Source organism: Pseudomonadota bacterium (assembly GCA_022572885.1).
Classification (GTDB): Bacteria; Pseudomonadota; Gammaproteobacteria; order Steroidobacterales; family MnTg04; genus MnTg04.
The window spans coordinates 20008-40083 of sequence record JACZVC010000008.1 but is presented as its reverse complement, the minus strand read 5'-3'; the positions used below and the strand labels follow the sequence as shown (position 1 = coordinate 40083).

Here is a 20076-nt window from a genome sequence, read left to right as displayed (position 1 = left end):
CGATGGCGGCATCTTCTAAACTTCGCGTCATGATCTCCAGCCGCTGTGTCGATCCCTTTCCGGCCGGCCAGAAAAAGACGGACTTGTCCGCCATACGCAAAGAGCTCAAAAAGGACATCGAAGCGATAGAGCTGCTGGGCAAGAAGCCTTTCGAAGTCTGGATCAACGAAGAAACACCGCCGAAGGGCGGCACCTGGGATTCCTGGGATGTCTGCCTGCAAGCGGTTAAAGATTGTGATGTCCTGATCGTCATCAGCAACGGCAATGCCGGCTGGGCCGATGGTGCCGGCGATATAGGTATTTGCCATGCGGAGCTGATGACGGGTTTGTCCATCGCACCGGCCAAAGTACGTTTGATCGGGCTCGACAACATTCTGACTAAAAAGACCGCAGAAGGCAGTCGCAACCAACGCTTTCAGGATTACGTGGCACAGCAAAGCCTGTTTCGCGGCGGGACGGTTAAGACAGTAAAAGACCTCAAAAAGCGTGTTCAGGAGGCGCTTCATGAAGCCATCGTCTCATTAACGCAATCGGGCGTCCGCGAAGCATCCAAAGGGAAGTTTCACAGCGGTGCGGCGCTGGATTGGACGCGGCTCGACTTCGCCACTCGTCAGGCCGAGATGGTTCGTGTGCTACGGGATTCAATGCTTGCCCGTAGCGGATCGGAGGAAGATGGTAAGAAAGTGTTTGCTCAAGTCGATGGGCGAGACATTCTTGTCGAGCCTCACGCAATACCGGCTTCTCTTTCTGTAGGTGCAGCTAGGGAGATGGTCGGGCAACCATTCCTTCGTGACCATCTGCTCGCCGATGCGTTGGCCGGCAAGCGGGGTGGCCCGGTGCATGTCATTGCCTGTAACAAGAATGCGACCGAAGGGCAGGCGATGAAACTGCTGGGCTTTCCGGATGCAACAGTTGTCACAGCACCGTTCGGTGTTTTTGTGGCCGACCCTGTGCAGAAAGTGCAGTTCGTATTCATCACCAACTGTCGCGACGAGGCGAACACGCGCCACGGAGTTCAACGCTTTTTCGAATGGCTAAACCAGACGGGTGAAGAATCGCTTATGGCAGAGCGGGCGATGGCAAGAGCGCGGATTGTGCGTGCCATCGCAAAAGAGGCGAAGTGATGATTAGAAACCTCAAACCGTACTCCGAGTACAAAGATTCTGGTCAGAAATGGCTCGGTCGAGTACCAATTCATTGGTCTCTATTACCCAATCGGGCTTTATTTGATGAGGTGAAAGATCAGAATCACCCAGAAGAAGAGATGCTATCTGTAACTATTGGTCGCGGAATTATCAAGCAAAGAGAGCTTCTGGCTGGCACTTCTAAGAAAGATAGTTCGAATACTAATAAGTCCAAGTATAAGCTTGTGCGGCCGGGCGAGCTTGCATACAACAAGATGCGAGCGTGGCAAGGGGCGTTGGGTGCCTCGGAGTTGAGAGGAATTATTAGTCCCGCCTACATTGTTGTCCGGCCTCGACATGCGGTTAACCCGTGGTATTTTCATCACCTCTATCGCACGCCAGGATTTGCTAAAGAAGCAGAACGATGGTCGTATGGTATTTCGTCTGATATGTGGAGTCTCCGGCCAGAGCACTTCAAAGTTATAGGCGCAATTCTTCCGCCTCCTGATGAACAATCAGATATCGTTAATTTTCTGGGTCATGCAAACCAAAAGATTGATAGTTTCATTCGCGCCAAGCGGCGACTCATTGGGCTGCTGAACGAGCAAAAGCAGAGCATTGTCCAGCGAGCCGTTACTCGCGGCCTGGACCCTAACGTCAAGCTCAAGTCCTCGGGCGTTAAGTGGCTTGGTGACATTCCCGAGCACTGGGATATAAGGCGCGCAAAAAACGTTTTCAAGGAAATTGATGAGCGCTCGAAAACCGGTCGTGAGGAAATGCTGTCGGTTTCCCATCTAACGGGAGTTACGCCGAGAAGCGAGAAGAACATAACAATGTTCAAGGCCGAATCAAATGTGGGGCACAAGATATGTCGGCCCGGCGATCTCGCGATTAACACTATGTGGGCTTGGATGGCCGCGCTAGGCTTTTCTAAGCACGAGGGAGTCATAAGCCCAGCTTATGCTGTTTATCGTCAAAGAGAGCCGAAGCGGTTGGTTGACGACTATGGCGATTTGCTCCTGCGTACTGAGCCTTACAAAGCAAATTATATAACTCGTTCCACAGGTATTAGGGCTTCCCGTCTTCGCCTCTATCCTAAAGAGTTTTTCAAAATACCAATCGTCATTCCTCCAAAAGACGAGCAGCGAGAAATTGTAGACTTCGTGAATAATGAAACTGCAATTCCAACTGCAGCAATTGATCGGGCCAATAGAGAAATCGCCTTGATGCAAGAATATAGCGCGCGGCTTACGTCCGATATCGTCACTGGCAAGCTGGATGTTCGTGCCGCTGCGGCACAGTTGCCGGAACTGCCCACACCTGAGGCCTTGATCGCTGGCGCCGATGGACTTGGCGACGAGTTGGGAGACGAATTTGATATGGAGGAAGTGGATGAGTAATCGCCCTGCCATCCCTGCGGCTATCCAGCGCGACTTGATGTTCGAGTGCCGTTATCGATGTGCGTGCTGCTGTGAGCCGGTTGCGCTCGAGAAGGCCCACATTATTCGCTGGTCCAAGACAAAAGATCATAGCTTCGAGAACTTGGTCGTGCTGTGTGCCAACTGTCATACGCGTTCACATTCTGAGAACTGGCCAGAATCCCAGCTGCGTCGATTCAAGGAGTCGCCGTGCGCATTAGAGCGTGATCGGCTGCCTCCGGTTTCGGCTGACCAAAAGGCAATGATTGACTTGATTGCCGCCGCACCTGTCGATTCGATGACTGATGCGGAACGTGCCCGGCTTGTACGCATGATGGCGGCCTACTCCGATGTACATATCTCAGAGGTTAGAGTTGTCACTGTGGCGCCAACGAACAGCTCTTTGATTCGGTTGGAAATGCCACGCGGTGCGGCTGAAAAAGTGATTCTGGGCTTTCAATCAGAAGATCCGCGGCTTGCGGCTTTTCTCGACGAGTTCTCGGTGCCATTGGAGCGAATTCATGAAGTTATCCGCGATGATGCGAAGGCGATAACCCGATTTGGACCTGAGGGCGGCATCAAGTTAATTGAAACAGCGCGACCAACGCCTGCCGACCGACCGCCGGTGACCAACGTTAAAGAAGAAGGCCTCGAGTCGTTGATTTTTGACTCGATGCTGGCGTTCGGGTGGATCGAAGGCAAGAACACGGATTACGATCGCGAATTCGCGCTCGATCTGGAGCAGTTGGCGTGTTTCGTCGAGGCGACCCAGGAAAATCTTGTCGAGGCGCTAGAACTGCGCATCGATGGCCCGGTGCGCAGGAAGTTTCTCTCGCGGCTCCAGGGCGAGATCACTCGGCGCGGCAGCATAGACGTGCTGCGTAAAGGAGTGAGTCACGGCAAGCATCACGTAGATCTCTTTTATGGTACGCCGTCCCCCGAGAATGAGCGTGCCGTCGAGCGCCACGCGCTCAATCGATTCAGCAATACCCGTCAACTGCGGTATAGCCGAGAAGAAACAAAGCGCGCATTGGATCTGGGGCTGTTTATCAACGGTTTGCCCGTAGCGACCTTCGAGCTAAAGAACAGCCTCACGAAGCAAACCGCCGAAGATGCAGAGGAACAATACAAACGCGATCGTGACCCGCGAGAGACACTATTCCTTTTTGGGCGCTGCGTCGTGCATTTCGCAATGGATGACCACGAAGTGCGGATGTGCACACACCTGAAGGGCACCAAAGGGATGGCAAAAGCCTCGTGGTTCTTGCCGTTCAACCAGGGTTGGAATCACGGGGCGGGTAACCCACCGAATCCCTATGGAATCAAAACCGACTACCTGTGGCGGCGAATCCTTACGCCCGGTGGTTTGACCGATATCCTTGAGAACTACGCACAGATCGTGGAAGAAAAGAATGAAAAGACGGGCAAAAAGAAACGAGTACAAATATTCCCCAGATACCAACAGCTCGATGTCGTTCGCAAGCTGCTGGCCGACGCGGCATGGAGTGGCGCAGGTAAGCGGTACCTGGTCCAGCATTCAGCCGGCAGCGGCAAGTCCAACTCGATCGCCTGGCTGGCGCATCAGCTAATCGGGCTGCGCCAAGCAGGCGCTGATGTATTCGACACCATCATCGTCATTACAGATCGGCGGATTCTCGATAAGCAGATTCGCGAGACCATCAAAGCCTTCGCACAGGTTTCTTCGATCATCGGCGCGGTGAAGGAGGGTGACGGCGCCTCCAAGACCAAGCAATTGGCGAAATACCTCAAAGACGGCAAGAAAATCGTCATATCAACAGTACAAACCTTCCCGTTCGTACTGGATACAATCGGCGAGGAACATCGCGGCAAGCGATTCGCGATCATTATTGACGAAGCTCATTCGAGCCAAGGCGGGCGTACAGCAGCCAAAATGAATATGGCATTAGCGGACGAAAGGCCGGCCGAGGAGGAAGAAACAACAGAGGACAAAATCAATAAGATTATTGAATCGCGGAAATTGCTTACGAATGCCAGCTACTTCGCTTTCACGGCGACGCCGAAAAACAAGACCTTGCAGTTGTTCGGTATTCCGTATCGCGTGGGCGACGAAATCAAGCATAGACCCTTCCACAGTTACACCATGAAACAGGCAATCCAGGAAGGATTCATTCTTGATGTCTTGAAGTATTACACGCCGGTCAAGAGTTACTATCGATTAGCTAAAACGATTGAGGGCGACCCTGAATTCGATGTGAAAAAGGCGCGCAAGAAGCTGCGCCGCTACGTTGAAGGCCACGAAACAGCCATCCGAGAGAAAGCGGAAATCATGGTCGATCACTTTGTAGAGCAGGTGATTGGGCAGCGAAAGATTGGCGGGCAAGCAAGGGCGATGGTAGTCACTGACGGTATTCAACGAGCGATAAAGTATTACTTCGCCATTCAACAATACTTGGAGACAAATAAGAGCCCGTATAAGGCGATCGTCGCCTTCTCGGGAGAACCGGTCTACAAGGGCGAAAAGGTTACCGAAGCAAAGCTAAATAGTTTTTCCAGTAACGACATTCCTGACAGGATTCAGGAAGACCCGTATCGCTTCCTTGTCTGTGCCGATAAATTCCAGATGGGTTATGACGAGCCGCTGCTGCATACGATGTACGTCGACAAGATGTTATCTGGGATCAAGGCGGTACAGACGCTTTCGCGCCTTAATCGATCCCATCCGAAGAAACACGACGTCTTCGTTTTGGATTTCCAGAACGATACGGACACGATCGAAGACTCCTTCGCAGATTACTATCGGACCACCATACTTAGCAAAGAGACTGACCCTGACAAACTACACTCTTTGAAAGCTGATTTAGATGCTTACCAGGTATATGCGCAGCTGCAGATTGACACGGTGGTGGAGCGCTACTTAGGAGGTGCCGATCGCGATATGCTCGACCCGATATTGGATGCGTGTGTTGCGGTATACGTTACCGACCTGGATGAGGACGGCCAGGTTGATTTCAAAGGCAAGGCCAAGGCATTTACTAGAACATACGATTTCCTTGCAACAATATTGGACTATGGTTTGCAGGACTGGGAGAAGCTCTCAATTTTTCTCAATTTCCTAATACCGAAACTTCCAGCGCCAATTGAAGAGGATCTCTCGAAAGGTATTCTCGAGGCGATCGATATGGACAGCTATCGAGCCGAGAAAAAAGCAACTATGGCCATAGCATTGCCCGACGAGGACGCGGAAATCGGGCCAGTGCCGACATCCGGTGGCGGACGAGTAGCCGAGCCGGAGATGGACCGCCTGTCAAATATTATCAAGTCGTTCAACGACCAGTTTGGCGGGCTATTTGATGACATAGAGCGTATGGAGCAGCGCATCATCGATGAGTTACCGCGTAGGGTGTCCGCCGATCAAGCCTACCAAAATGCCAAGAAGCATTCGGATAAGCAGAATGCGCGAATTGAGCATGATAAGGCGCTCAAGCAAGTTGTAACGGCGCTATTCTCGGACGATGCGCAGTTGTTCAAGCAGTTTCAGGATAACGAGTCATTCAGGCATTGGCTGACAGATACTGTGTTTGGGCTGACCTACGAGGACTCGGGATATCAGGAAGTCTCCGTCCGGCATCTCGATGAATCGATCGAGAGTGTTGAGCTGTCGCTGAGAAAATTGATTGCAGAATCGATCGGGCCGGATCCGAAGTCTTTTCCGAACCACGTCGTTGAAAAAGCTAACGAGCGAATTGCCGGGTTATTGAAGAAAGACGCCACGAAGAAACGCGAAGATTATCAAACTACTGAATCTGTCTTGGAGTTTTTCGATTTGAGGGAGCTAGAGGCGGCGATAGTGAGCAAGGATCTTTGGCCGAGATTCGAGCCCAAGCTCGGGCAAAAGTTGGTTTTGCAAAAGCGATTAGGCCAAATGGCTGAATTGCGAAATGTAATTCGACACAGTCGTACTATAGACGAGGTCGTTAAGAAGGAGGGCGAGGCGGCGGTCGTTTGGTTTGAGAAATTATTGAAGAATCAAAACGCTGAAGCCGGCTAATTTAGCGATTCAGTTAGATCGATGCCCGTAACCGATACTCGATCGATGTCGGAATCGGCATTAGCAAACTCATCTGCCTTCGCTTGAAGGGACTGCACAAGGCGTGGAAAGTCTAATTGGGGACACCCTTTACCGGGACGCCAGTAGCGCTTCTTGCCGTGGTGCGTAATGACAAGATGCCCGCAAGTCGCTGATCGTGGTCGCATGTATTGGCCAATCAGTTGGCCAGATATTGCTTCGGTTAGCTGAGTACATGACCAACTATCTGCAACTTTGATCTCAACGGGAAGGGCCTCCTCGATCCCCGCTCTTTGTATACTAATATCCGGTTCATCGTGTGACTCCAGTTCGGGTTCCCGCTCCAACGAATAGGCGCCACTTGCACGCAGGCGCAACTGCTCTGCTATGCCAAGCTGGACTACCCTTTCCTCCGCTCGCTCTAGGTGGTCCTGTCGCAACGCGGCTTTGCCACTGAACCGGCCGACTTGCATTTCGTCTTCAATGTCCCAAAGTCGGTCGAGAACGACTTGGTGCAAATCTTCCAGTGTCGATGGAGCCCGTTCGAAGTCTCTTTGGAATCGTACGACATCGGCAGGCTTCCAGGGCACCAGGTCGGCATCCGCAGTTGCGCGACGGTCTGCCAAGACTCGAAACCGCTCACTTACTGTTTCAAAGTTCGGCTCCTCGCTCATCTCGATAAGCTGCCAGTAGGTCTGTTCGCCGGGAATCTCCAGAAGAATGCCAAGAAGATTGCTACGAGCTTGTTCTGCGTTGTCGCGGGCGTTTGGTGAATACGACCCCTCATGTTCCCTATCGTCGTCTCGCCGAACGTGTGCATACGCGATTCGTAGTAGACGCGTGACAGATTCGAATTTGGCAAAATCGCGATACTGTGAGCCGAATCGATAGACTCCGCTATCAAACATACCGTTTAAGAGATTCATCACGAGATCGTCTTGTTTCGATTTCGCCCTTTGCTTCTTGATCCATAAATCCAAATGATCGAGCGCCGAATTAGAATCCACTCCCAACCAAATCGCGAGCCATACTAGACGGCGCGAAATTCTGCGCTCTGATCCAAATCTAGACGCTGCTAGTAACGCTAAACGACTAGTGAAGTCTCTTTCCGCGCCCGCGATAACGTCCAGCGCTCGTGACAGCGCGGCATCGTTTCTTGGCGTTTTTTCCTCTAGCTCGCACAACATCCAGTTTGCGGCCAAAGACCGGAACGGCTCTTCTGCGTAGGCAAAAATAGCGATGACATGGTGCGCAGCGCCTTGCCTCGCAGTCCTAGCGAGCTCCCATCGCGCTTCATTGCGCAAGACACGTTCTGCAGTTTTGGGCTGGCTAATCCACAGATTGGGTGCCCAGTCAGGAAATCCATTCATTTCATATAGTGCTAGCACAGTCGCACAGGCAACTTCATCTTTTGTGCAACCTGTCAGGAAATTGGGACTTTCTTTGGACTCGATCTCCAATCCGATCAATGCGATTAAGGCTAATACTGGCGTTGAGCTCTTGCGCGCTTTCGCCACTCCTGGATCATAGGTGCGCCAGTACGCAATAAATCCAAGTCGAGCAGATTCGGCCACCTCAGGCGAAAACGCCGATGCAAGAGACTGCCAATCCGAGAGCGAATATGAATCACGACGGTTGCGAAGCCCGAGCCATCGCGCAAGGTGATACAGATCATTGACCGCTTTTCCATCGGCTAGCCTTGTTGGATCGGAGACGAGACGATCTCGGAACTCCCTCCAGCTTTCTTTAACTTTCGAACGATCCGCTTCGCGACGCGCCTTTAACTCGGCAGTTTGTTCCGCATGTTCTCTTTCCCATTCTTCTTCTTCGCGAGCCGGCGGGTTGAGCGTGCTCTCAAGCTGGCTCTCAAGTTCGGCCGATCCGGCTACAGCGCCTTGGATTTTCTCGAGTATTTTTGGGTCTCGACCGCTCGCATTCCAAGCCTGCAGTGAAGCACCAAGTGCCATCGTTTTGTCATTGGAATGAGTCCGAGTCATCAGGTCAGATAATAGCCAGTCAAGATCCTTCTCTTGAATTCGCCACAGCTCGCCATACGGGTTGACGGCCAAATGCCCCCAAAGGTCGACGTTTTTCGCTCGCTGCTCTTTAACGGCACTCCAATACAATTGGCGGTTAACCGCGCTATTGTTGGACACAGCTTTCGAAAGACGTTCGGCGGACTTTTCTATCTGAAACTCACCGGAGTGAGCCGATATTCGGCCGACTAAACGAGTCGCTTCAGCAACTCTTTCGGTCACCTCTGCACTATCTGCGTCTCGAATCAATCGAGCACAGAGATCTGCTAGTGGTGCTCGCACGCCTGTGAATCGCTTGGAGAAGTGTCTATAACGTTGATCTATCCACGGCTTTTCCATAGCAAGATTTTGAAGGAGAATTACAAGTCCCTCTTTGTCTGGCAAATAAGCACTTTGTACGATTGTTGTGAGCCCATAGTACAAACCAGAATGAATGGCCTTCATGTTGTCTGGCGGAGATTTCCGGATCAGTTCTTCAAGCTCATCAATAGTAAGTGTCGATGGAAAGACGGCCTGTAGAGCTTCCGCGAAGGCCTTTTTCGGATAAGTTCTGGCATATTTGATCAGATGGTCCGCAAGTTTTCGTCGTTGACTCGAATTGCCGAACTCAGCAATTGCCTTGGCACCCAGCAAGCGTTCGTAGTATCCCCATCTGCTCATTGCGGAACGTAGCGCGATGTCGCTACAAGCTTTGATCTTACCAATCCAGATAATTCGCAATAGTAACTCCCGCAATTCCCCGTCTTTGGCACCCTCGTTCCATAACGCCCTGATCTTTTTGGCCAGCACCGGATCAGCTAGCCGTTCAATCTGATCGATATCGATGCTTACGCCAGCATCGTTTCGCCCGCGATAGGTCTCCGCGAACTTTGCTAGAACAGTCTCGCGTGCTGCGATCGGAAGCAGTTCTGGATCGCCTCCTTCGATTAGCAGATCAGGCGAAACTCGCAATACTAAATGGCGGATGTGAGTGTTAAGTTGGGCTAGCCACGCGGTAACCGGACGCATAGCCGGACGGATGCGAACACTTCCGTACTTTTCTTCGGCAAGCAACGCCCATATTCGTCGTATAGGGCAGCCGGCGCTCAATTGATCGCATAGCCATTCCGCGCATAGCAACTCTTGTACAGACCGATGATGGAACCGTACACGCCCATGAGAAGCTGGATCGAACAGGGCACGATTAAGCAACGTTTTTTGAAGTTGTCCACTCCAGTCTTGAAGTACATCTTGCGGGTTCAACGAAAGAGCGTCGGCGGCGCTCGTCGGCGTATCCAAAGGCCAGGCAATGAAACGCCTCTGTCCGAAAGTTAGAGCGGCTGCAACAGCTTTCGCGCCAACATGTGCGCTTTCTTCGGACAGAGCATCTATCGCGCTAAGATCTAAGTTTGTCTCGCGAAGTCGTTGGACGATCGACCACTTCAAAATTTCGTACTTTGATCCGACAGATGTTCTATCCCGCCAAAGGCTGGCCAAATTGAGCAAGTCTTGAGGTCGGTTAACAAGATCCTCAGCGTCCGCATCCCGTACTGCTTGGATGAACTCTTCTGAATTTGACACGCCGACGAATTCCGCCAAGCGCTTAGCTTGCTTCAAGGTTAGCGGGGCAAGCGCTACCACATGGAGCTCGTAACTTATCGGCGTTGTTTGCTCTTCATTTTCTTCGGCCTCTCGGGTGTCCGAGAAAAGTGGCGCATATAATGCCTCGTCATCGCCGCCCGGCGGCAAAGGCCAATCTTCGGACGGAACCTCTGACGGCTTACAGAGAATCTCCTTTACTGTGTTTAGATCTTGTGTCGCCCGCCAGTCGCTGACGCGGCACGAAATCAAAATCGTGGCACGGGCGGCGTGCCCTTCTATGTCATTAGCAAGCCGAGACAATGCGCTTCGCAAACTACGGCCTGACAAGCGTGCTTCGTCGACGGAGTCCAGAAAGAAAATTGCTTCGCAATTGCCATTGAGCCAGTCATGAAACCGCTGTTTCTCTTTGGCTGTAAAAAGAGAGTCCGAAAACGGAGCTACTGCAAGTTCGTTGACTGTCGCGAAAAACGCGGTTGACCCGGCATGGACTAGCGCCATAGCTTTCTCGCGCATTTCTGCGGTCTTTCCTGCGCCTGCTTCCGCCAGTATTACTATGCGCTTGTTCTCAAGCAGGCTCGGCCAGCCCTCACAACCATAGAACTCATCGGACAAGAAAGACTGATACTGCACCTCCCAAGACTCTTCGTCCTGGAATGGCATGAATTGACGGCCCAAATCGAGATAATCTGTCATTAGGTCGGAGCTTACATCCTATACATCGGTTTCTCAGCCACAGATTCGGTAAAGATGCCCGTCAAAATCTTACTAATGCGAGCGACTAAATGCAGGCGCAAGCCCCAAAATGTGCTGACTACGCTTCGTCCTGATTCGCAGTGATATCTTGAAACGTGCCACGCATTATTACTTGGAATCGGAGTATTGTAGCGTGAATATGGGACGATTGATCACTGGGTAATCGATAGATGTCGCTCTACTCTTATAAGTTGACTCACGACACTGGTTTCGCACCGAATCCGTTCTGGAGTTTTCTGACACTCGCGACCTGCAAGCCGAAAATGCGCCAAAAAAGGGTCGAGGGGGATTGGATCGCCGGATTTACATCCACGAGTCTATGTGGCGATCGACCAGGAGGGGAAAGACTGATCTATATCATGCACGTCGGTGAGAAGCTTAGTATCGCGGATTACTTTGAGGACGACCGATTCGCCGACAAGAGATCGAGCCCAGATTCAGAGCTGGCAGTGCGCCGAGCCGGCGACAATATCTATAAACCACGGCTACCGGGCGCAGTGCTGCCCTCCGACTTTGAGCAACAGCGTAATCCGCACCATTGGGATGGTTCTAGCAAATGTCGCGTCGGCGATGCGAGAAAGCGCGACGTCAATGGTGAGTTCGTCCTCATCGGGAAACGATTCGTGTATTTCGGTCGAGAAGCGCTGCATATTCCCGTTGAATTGCGGCCAGCGGTGCCAAACGGCGTATCCCCTTATGGCGCGCCAACACACGATCAGGAGAAGGTTCAACTTCTCGTCGACTACGTATTCGAACAAGCTGACGGCATACAGGTCATTGCGCCACCACACGATTGGCCAGATGATGATAGCTGGAGTGGCTAAACTTGAAAGTCATCCTGAGTCGCAAAGGATTTGACAGCAGTGTGGGAGGCCACGCCAACCCCATACTCCCAGATGGCACTATGATCAGTCTGCCAATTCCAAGCGATCTGGACTCTATTGACTATGATTCGTTACCAGCACCGGGTGGGAGGACAATTGCTGGCATCATTGGTGAATTGGACGCCGGGGCGAAGATTGGTGGCAAAGGAGCCCACGCCGATCCAGATCTGATTGCAGGTGCGCGAAAGAGAGGGGCCGGATGGTTGCCCTCGTTAGGTCAGATAGGCTCCGCCTCTGGCCATCTAAGAAACCAGGGCGTTCAGGTTGGCGATTTGTTCTTATTCTATGGGTGGTTTCGGCATACTGAGGAGATCGACAGTCGTTTGCGATTTCGAACGGATTGCCCCGAATATCATGCGATCTATGGATATCTTCAGGTGGGCGACATTATTTGTGCGAATAATCTGGTCGACCTGCCGGAGTGGCTCCAGGATCATCCTCACGCGAATCAGAAACGATTGGCGAAGCCAACAAATGTAATTTACGTTGCAAGCAAGTCGCTTGGTAGCGATGCGGGAGTTCAAGGCGCCGGCGTCTTCAAATTTAGGGACGCGCTTATTTTGACCAAGTTGGGTTTCTCGCGAAGCAGATGGTCCCTCGATCCCAAGTTGTTTCGGCATCTGCAGATTAGCTACCACACAGATAATTCATGGAAGGAGGATTACTTTCAGTCCTATCCGCGAGCACAGGAGTACGTTATTAATGCGGACGAGCCAGTGGTGCGCTGGACCCACAAGCTGATCAAGGGATCCCAACGGTGGGAACTATGATTCTGGAGGCACTGAGGGAATGCTACGAAGTGAACGGATCATTTAGTCTTCTCAAAGGTGAACTGGTGTCAAATGTCCAATTCCAATAAGTCCGACGATCGCCAACCGTCAAATGGAAACGAACCATTCGAGCCATGTGACGAAGTCGAGGATGCCAACGAGGCTCTGCGCACTTACAATGAACGTGAGCGCCCGCTACTTCGCTCCAGGGCGCAAAAAGCGCTTAGCGACGTGGTTGAGTCGCTGGACTGTGAACAATACGGCGAACAGAAACGTCGAGAACTTGAATCAGCAATCGAGCACTTAAAGCGAATCGTCGAGTGTATGGCAGACGAGCCGCTTCCCTGTATAACGGCAGAAGCGCTCGAATTCGAGGACTGGTTCGAGTATGACGAGTTGAGGTATCAGCACAGTGTAAGTGGCAACATGCCCATGTTGCTCGATGCGTTCGTCATTTTGGTCGAGAACGGCGTTGCGCCAGGCCAATGGATTCTTGATCCATTGGCGGAAGCTTTCAGCAAGATTTTGAACGACCGAGATCCCGAATTGGTTGCGGCGCGACTGAAACTGCAGGCAAAGGGCAGCGGTTCGACATCGCCACTTCAAGAACACACCCGGCAACTTGATGGCGCTCGAATCAATCTGGATATGAAGACGCTAGTAGAGGAGTTTGGCGTTTCACAAACGAAGGCCGCAAACGCCGTGATCGAGAAGTACAATCTAGAGCACATGCCAAAAACCCTGGTCAATAATTACAAATCCAGATCCAAATTCCCCGACCTCGTTCGTAAGGCGCTGGATAAACACTCGGATGAGTTAGCCAGTTCTGCGACTTGTTGGCTTACGGACAATGCTGCTCAAGATTTTCTGGATTCGTTTCCACCGAGCGCTCAAAAGTATCTAAAGCTTAAACGTCCCGCAAAAACCTAGTTTTCCCGGGACGGTTTCTACACCATCGAACTCTACCCACCACATATACTGATCTCCTTAGGACGCCAGTCCGTCCAACGACCAAGGAGTTCACCATGTCTACATTTTCAAACAATGGCTACGTGGCCAACGGCCATCGAATTGCTCGACCGCGCTCGAACTATCCAAATCCAAGACATTGGAGTGTCATACGCGGCGCGGCCCTTGAGCGGGATCGCCACGCATGCAGGACGTGCTGGCGAACAGAAAAAGATGGATACGCACTGGAGTGCCACCACCGGCACTATGACAACTGGGGCGCTGAACATTTAGACGAGGTCGTTATTCTCTGTATCCGTTGCCACGACCTTCATACCAATGACGTCCGACGCGCTCGACATGCTGCTTCGTCACTAATTCCAGTTTACGCAATACCAGATTCGTCGGACTCGTTCGTTCCGTTCGTGCGAAATGAAATAGGAACAACACCGCACCAAGAATCTCTCGCAACTTTTGTGCCAACGCACAAGAGACTTCACTTTTGAAAGCTATAAAAACTTAGGAGAAAATTCATGACATCACAACCAAATACGCTGGAGGCGGTACGTTTAAGACTCAATGGAGTAACGCCGCTCTTGCAGCACTCTGCACGATTATCAGATCCGCTAAATCCGACCGCCAAGGCGATAAAGGAGATAAGCGGCAAACGCAAGAAGACCGACGCAGATCTACTTCAAATGGCTTTTCTCGAATGGCGAGGAAGTTTGTATGTCGATAAAGACGAGAACGTGATACTTCCAGCCGAGTCGATCAAAGCGGCGCTAATTGGTGGCGCGAAAAAAGAGAAAAGTGGTCCACAAGCTAGAGGCGGTACCTTCGTCCGAGGCTCTCCAGTTCTTGAGCACAACGCGTCGGGAAATAATTTGGACGAGCTTTGGGGCGACGGAGATACACAGAATGTTCACCGCGTGTCGGTCAAAATAGCTTCATCGCGCGTGATGAGAACTCGGCCCCAGTTTCACGACTGGTCTGCGGAAGTCGATATTCACTATGACACTTCACAGGCAAATGCGAGCGACATTGTGCGATGGCTAGAGACCGCCGGGCGGATCATCGGAATAGGAGATTGGCGGCCCGAGAAGTCTGGGGACTTCGGCCGCTTCACAGTTGAAGAGGTAAGCGCACACTAGGTTTCGCTGGGTTCGGCCTGCAAAGGCCAGGATCGGCTTGGCCAGGCATTGCAGAGCTTGGATAGGCGCGGCCGGGCAAGGAGAGGAGGTGCTTAACATCGACGTTAGGCACCTCCATTTTGCCACCTTGGCGAGTTTAAGAAGCGCGAAGGAAAATTCGCGTCAGTAAGACTTGGTGATCTGGAATCCGAGGAGCAATAGCAGTGCGCTAACGCAGTCTTAGCGCCGCGTGAATTTTGCGTGAACTAGCTCTGCATCGTTATGCATTGTAGTGCGAATTGGGCAACGGGCGCCCCGGTAACTCATTGAAATATATAGCCTCAGGCGAACCAACTCGCGACTGAAAATCCGTGTGTTGGTGGTACGGCATCAGCGTAGAAAATAACTGTCAAATGCGCCTCAGACGCTTAGGGCATTTCTAAAGAAATTTGTCGTTTCGGAGATTTTTGATAGAACAGCCGGCATGTATCTGTCGCCGCGGTAAACTTCGGATTGATTGAACTACTTATTCCGGCGAAGGCAGCATTCTATTTCGATCTGACACGACATTGCCTGTAGAACTGAGACTGAACAATGACATTTAGCATATCGACTAGAATCTTTCGGGTCCTACCTCGGCGGTGGCGGCATTGTGGGTACGCAGCAGCGCAGAGTTTCATGTTTTTTTTTGCGCTGGAAAGTGGATTGATGATGATCACCCTCAATGGCTGACAAGGGACAAATTGTGAGTCTCGCCGAGCTTGCGCGGATCATCGGAGTTCAGCGCAATACGTTGCTGTCTATGGTTCGCCGTGGTTGTCCGTACATCGCGAGAGCGAATCGAGCGAAGGGCATCGAGTGGCAATTAAACACGGCCGAGGTTGCTCAATGGCGAATCGATGAGGCCGTGAAAGAGGCGATCGGCGATGTTCGCGAGACGGATATCAACGAGCTGCGAAAGCGCAAGCTCCGGGCCGAGACGATCATTGCCGAGCTGGACGCGGCAAAGGCTCGCGGCCAGGTCGGAGATCTTGACGAATTTGAGCGCCAGGTCACGGCGGCATCGATCGAGATCCGGACCAGGCTCAAGCAAATGATCTCTCGGGTTGCGCCGATGGTGATCGGAGTCAAGAAAATCACGGCGATCAAAGCGATTCTCGCTGATGAGGTTGACCAGGCGTTGACGACGCTCGCCGATAAGCTCGGCAGCAATCGCAAATAGGATGCGGGCAGGAGAAGAAAAGTCTAGGCTTGGGACTTTGCCTAGTATCGAAACACTTTGTAAATCGTTATACTGTGATTCTATACAGTACTGATTGGACAACTCTGGGAGTGGGACAAAATTAGTGATCTGATTTCTCAGGCGGCCTCTCCGGACTTTAGAGCCCGAGCGGTAATGCCAGCCCGGGAACTTGGCGCATACGAGGCGCTTTGGGCACGGGAGGGCACATCTTTCAAGACATTGGCCGATATATTCCGGGACCATTCCGACGCAGTGCCGTCTGATTTTGTGTCTGAGGCGGAAGCTCAGAAATTTTCGCGCCTTGCTATCGGTTCAATACGCGAGTTTGGGATCAAACATTTCGGTGTTCGGGTTCATGGGGCCGGGGAATATCCGCCGAAGCTCCGCGATGCTGCACACCCCGTCGAACTGCTGTATTTCCAGGGAAATTGGGATATCACCTCAACGCGTTGCGTCGCGATTGTAGGAACCCGTAAGCCATCCGATGATGGTCGGCGACGCGCGGAAAAGCTGGTGATGAAGTTTGTTGAAAACGACTTTACTATTGTGTCCGGTCTTGCAGCAGGAATCGATACGATAGCTCACGAAACGGCGATCGAGTCGGACGGCCAAACCATCGCAGTGCTGGGTACGCCGATTACATCGTCATACCCAGCCGACAATGCGGATCTTCAGCGCCGCATCGCCGATCAATACTTGCTCATCAGTCAAATCCCAATCGTTCGGTACTCTCGTCAGACCTGGCGCGGGAACCGGCTTTTCTTTCCAGAGCGAAATATCACTATGTCCGCCCTTACCGACGCCACGGTAATTGTCGAGGCTGGCAACACTTCTGGTACCTTGGTTCAGGCACGACACGCGATTTTGCAAGAGCGAAAACTGTTCATTCTTGACAGTTGCTTTCGCGATCCAAAACTGGATTGGCCCGCTAAGTTTTTAGAGCGTGGCGCTATTCGTGTTCGTGAGTTCGACGAAATCCATGAGCACCTCGCTACCTAGCCGGTTAACATGGATAGACGAAACCAGCCGAGGTAGTCACTACTACTTAACGGATGATGATCGCTGTATTTACTTTGGCGAGTATTTCGGTGGGCAAGGTTATAGCGGCGGCCCTACAAACCAATTGATTTTCAATTTCAAGGCCAAACCGTCCGCAATTGCAAATAATATCTATCGTAGACGTTACAAGAAGCAAGCGATTAGGTTGATCGCTCAAGGGCTCCGAAGATCTATCAAGCAGCACGATATTGAGTCATACACCTGGGTGCCAATTCCGTGCTCAAAGGCGGAAGGCCATGCCGACTATGACCCTCGATTGACTCAGACGCTCACAGAGGCATTTGATGGTTTCGACGCCGATATTCGGCAGATGATACGGCAGACCGAAAGCGTTAACGCTGACCATCACCGCGACCATGATCGAATAAGTCCAAACCGGCTGTCCGAGATCTTAGAAATTGATATAGACCTGCTCAATGCGAAAGACGTACGGTCAAAAGGAATCGTACTATTTGACGACGTCCTCACCACAGGAAAGCACTTCAAATGCTGCGCCAATCTCATCAAGCACCAGCTACCTAAGGTGCATATCTTAGGTATTTTCGTTGCTCGCTGCATACATGCCGACCCGTTAGCGGAATTCGAAGACATCGAGGAGGTTTAGCCAATTGACGAGCTTGACGCATTGAGTTTTTATAATTCACAAAAATTCCGTTACAGACAAGCTACCGGAACTGAACTTTTCAATGAAATGGTCCAAATTTGGGCCACACTCACCCAAAACGAGCCTCAAACAACCAAGGCAAGAGAGAAGTAGGAAACCACTCCAATTGCTTGTTGTGTCAGTAAGTTAGATAACGATTCTGGTATCGTTAGAAACGCTGAAAAACAGCGCAGGAACGACTTAAAATCCGTTCATTTGAGCAATATGCGTTGTAGATAAAAAGTCGGTAACGCGTTGGCGCGCCGCAAATATCAATCAATCGATGTGGATCATTTTGTTCACGGCCCGTTGCGAACGGGCGATGCATCCCGACTTCGGTTGCAGGCTGGACCGAGGGACCTCGCTAAAATTCCGCTTTCGAAGCTGAACGGACATGCGCTAATTTGGACTCTGGCCTAGCGTTATCGCTTAGATATGGGGAGCCTAAGCTGGTCTGCACCGCATGAAAGAGCGAAATCACAAGCTTGTGAGCAGAGGTCCCGCCCGATTCCCTACGACGCTGACTCTTGGTGGATCTTGTGTAGGGCTGCTGCCGTGAAGCCCCCAATAGTTGTGCTTGCGGCCACTAGCGTGCCATTCAACAGCCATCCCAACCAGTGAGAGGACCAACCATCCAATTGGAGTACAACGACAACCGCCAACGGGAGCATCACGGCCGATGTGACCGTGACCGTTCGCGACAACCGATTGTTGTATATTCCGATCCAAGGCACGGATCGCCTCTCGCTAGCAGCCACCGCGCTCGTCAAGGCGTTCAGGTGGAGAAGGAAATAGAGTTGAATCACGACAAGCAGGGGCGAGCCCCATCTATATAGCTCCGCCGCCGGCACCTTCAAACCGAAGGCTTGGAACGACTCGGACGTCCGTTTCCGTTCATTCTCCAACACTCGCGCAACGCTGTCCAGCCGGACATCCCCGATCTCGCTCGTGAAGCCATCGAGTTCGCGAAATGCTTCAGCAAAGGATCCATAACGCTCGAAGTCGACGCCGAAGAACTCGCTCAGCGCTGCCTGCCCGTGTATCGATCGGGTCCGATAGGCCTGAATTGGAATGAGTACGTCGCCAAATGCGGGAGCGTTCGAACCCAGCAGAGCGGAGATCCAGCGATCGTCGGCGTCGACCCATCGTGTGACACTGGCAACTAGGTAGACGCCGCTGACCATCGGTTTGTGTGAGCCCCGCATCCTGGGAGTGGAGTATCCAGCATGAGTAATCGACAAGATCAATTCCGACGGACCACCCGCAACCTCCGTATCGCTCGCTTCTACAACTTCGCCATACAGCATCTCTTCAATGTCTTGGTCTCCTTCTTGTTCCCAGAGAGCGACTTGGAAATTGCTTCCTATCAGGGATCCTTCGGATGGTGAGAGAAGGTCCAAACTCTCGCCAAGACCGTCCCACAGGCGGCGAAAAGACGCGAGCGTTGAGAAATACCCTAGGCCCTCGTATACACCGAGTTCGCCGGAGCTTGAGCGAGCGACGATGCCAGGTATTATCTTTAAACGAACTGGCACGGCGAGCGACTCACTACGTTTGCCTAACCAAGGACTACTGAACTTAAGTTGTGCCTCCGTTGGCAGATAACTAACATCTTGGAGTTCCGGAAACTTCGCGAATGCATAATTCTGCAGCCACGTACCGCTCCACAAGGAAATGACTCGTTGAATCTTCTCGAAATCGTCTATCGCCCGCGAGATCTCGGCGGGTCGACTCATTACAATGGTCAGCGCCAAACCGACGGCTACGACGACCAATGAGAAGTGCACTCTCCTGAGAGCTCAAGGTAGGCCTTCCCGTTCGTCATTGCTCCCCCCGATCCAATCCTCTGCTCTACCGCGCCCACTGAGCGCCCAACTCTGGATTTTACGCTGGTCCAAATTGAATATGATGCTCGTAAAGTGTGATTAGTCGGCCAAGGTAGCTTTTTGGCGACTGTTTGCTATCGACCAACAGTAAGCGGACATTCTTGGCAGCGCCCCAACCCGCCCTATTTCACGCGAATCGTGTCGAGGTATAACTCGGGAGCCGCGTTCTCGTGTACATACCGCGATACAAATTTCCTTAGATTGATAATGATAGACATAGCGTCTCTCCTTTTGGGAGCCGTTTGGGAAAACATTCTTTCAAGGACAGAATTTTCGCTAAGTGATTGATAAATATGGTACTCCCTAGGAGACTTGAATCCCTGTTACCGCCGTGAGGGGCGTAATACCCTCCGGCCGTTCGCCAATCAGGCGACTGAGGCAGAGAGCTGGTCTCCGGAAGCATTTCCGTACGTGTTCCGTATCAGGTGTTCTTACGCTGCAAAACGCAGCTTAACCCGCTGTTTTAATTGGCGCGCCCGACAGGATTCGAACCTGTGACCCCTGCCTTCGGAGGGCAGTACTCTATCCAACTGAGCTACGGGCGCTTAATAAG

12 protein-coding genes and 1 tRNA gene are annotated in these 20076 nt (G+C 51.9%); 10 read left to right on the top strand and 3 right to left on the bottom strand.

Annotated elements, in window-relative coordinates; all coding sequences use genetic code 11:
* Nucleotides 1-2: 2 nt before the first annotated feature.
* Genes IIA05_04415 through IIA05_04405 form a run of 3 tightly spaced genes read left to right on the top strand, consistent with a single transcriptional unit; the run spans nucleotide 3 to nucleotide 6572 of the window.
* On the top strand, nucleotides 3-1124 hold the full coding sequence (locus IIA05_04415; GenBank protein MCH9026348.1) for a DUF4062 domain-containing protein: 1122 nt from the start codon (nucleotides 3-5) through the stop codon (nucleotides 1122-1124).
* The gene (locus tag IIA05_04410; protein ID MCH9026347.1) at nucleotides 1124-2524 is read left to right on the top strand and encodes a restriction endonuclease subunit S; all 1401 of its coding nucleotides are present in this window, start codon (nucleotides 1124-1126) and stop codon (nucleotides 2522-2524) included. The genes IIA05_04415 and IIA05_04410 overlap by 1 nt, the downstream gene beginning before the upstream one ends.
* Complete coding sequence (locus IIA05_04405; GenBank protein ID MCH9026346.1) at nucleotides 2517-6572, top strand: DEAD/DEAH box helicase family protein; 4056 nt, start codon at nucleotides 2517-2519, stop codon at nucleotides 6570-6572. The genes IIA05_04410 and IIA05_04405 overlap by 8 nt, the downstream gene beginning before the upstream one ends.
* Here the strand turns inward: IIA05_04405 and IIA05_04400 are convergent.
* Nucleotides 6569-10900: a hypothetical protein gene (locus IIA05_04400; protein MCH9026345.1), complete on the bottom strand. Its 4332-nt coding sequence runs from the start codon at nucleotides 10898-10900 to the stop codon at nucleotides 6569-6571. The genes IIA05_04405 and IIA05_04400 overlap by 4 nt on opposite strands.
* Before the next feature lie 230 nt (nucleotides 10901-11130).
* Between IIA05_04400 and IIA05_04395 the strand changes: the two genes are divergently transcribed.
* The 7 genes from IIA05_04395 to IIA05_04365 all read left to right on the top strand — a co-directional run bounded on the left by IIA05_04395 (nucleotide 11131) and on the right by IIA05_04365 (nucleotide 17598).
* Nucleotides 11131-11784: a hypothetical protein gene (locus tag IIA05_04395; GenBank protein MCH9026344.1), complete on the top strand. Its 654-nt coding sequence runs from the start codon at nucleotides 11131-11133 to the stop codon at nucleotides 11782-11784.
* Between the two features lie 2 nt (nucleotides 11785-11786).
* Nucleotides 11787-12614 (top strand): hypothetical protein, encoded by an 828-nt coding sequence (locus IIA05_04390; protein ID MCH9026343.1) that lies wholly within the window; start codon nucleotides 11787-11789, stop codon nucleotides 12612-12614.
* Between the two features lie 72 nt (nucleotides 12615-12686).
* Nucleotides 12687-13544, top strand: coding sequence for a hypothetical protein (locus tag IIA05_04385; GenBank protein MCH9026342.1), 858 nt, complete (start codon nucleotides 12687-12689; stop codon nucleotides 13542-13544).
* Nucleotides 13545-14095: 551 nt separating this feature from the next.
* Nucleotides 14096-14713 (top strand): hypothetical protein, encoded by a 618-nt coding sequence (locus tag IIA05_04380; protein MCH9026341.1) that lies wholly within the window; start codon nucleotides 14096-14098, stop codon nucleotides 14711-14713.
* 724 nt (nucleotides 14714-15437) lie between these two features.
* Nucleotides 15438-15914, top strand: coding sequence for a terminase small subunit (locus IIA05_04375; protein MCH9026340.1), 477 nt, complete (start codon nucleotides 15438-15440; stop codon nucleotides 15912-15914).
* Nucleotides 15915-16088: 174 nt separating this feature from the next.
* The gene (locus IIA05_04370; protein MCH9026339.1) at nucleotides 16089-16934 is read left to right on the top strand and encodes a DNA-protecting protein DprA; all 846 of its coding nucleotides are present in this window, start codon (nucleotides 16089-16091) and stop codon (nucleotides 16932-16934) included.
* Nucleotides 16915-17598 (top strand): hypothetical protein, encoded by a 684-nt coding sequence (locus tag IIA05_04365; GenBank protein ID MCH9026338.1) that lies wholly within the window; start codon nucleotides 16915-16917, stop codon nucleotides 17596-17598. The genes IIA05_04370 and IIA05_04365 overlap by 20 nt, the downstream gene beginning before the upstream one ends.
* Nucleotides 17599-18149: 551 nt before the next feature.
* Here IIA05_04365 and IIA05_04360 read toward each other — a convergent pair.
* On the bottom strand, nucleotides 18150-19391 hold the full coding sequence (locus IIA05_04360; protein MCH9026337.1) for a hypothetical protein: 1242 nt from the start codon (nucleotides 19389-19391) through the stop codon (nucleotides 18150-18152).
* Nucleotides 19392-19991: 600 nt separating this feature from the next.
* Nucleotides 19992-20068 (bottom strand) — tRNA-Arg (locus IIA05_04355).
* Nucleotides 20069-20076 lie beyond the last annotated feature (8 nt).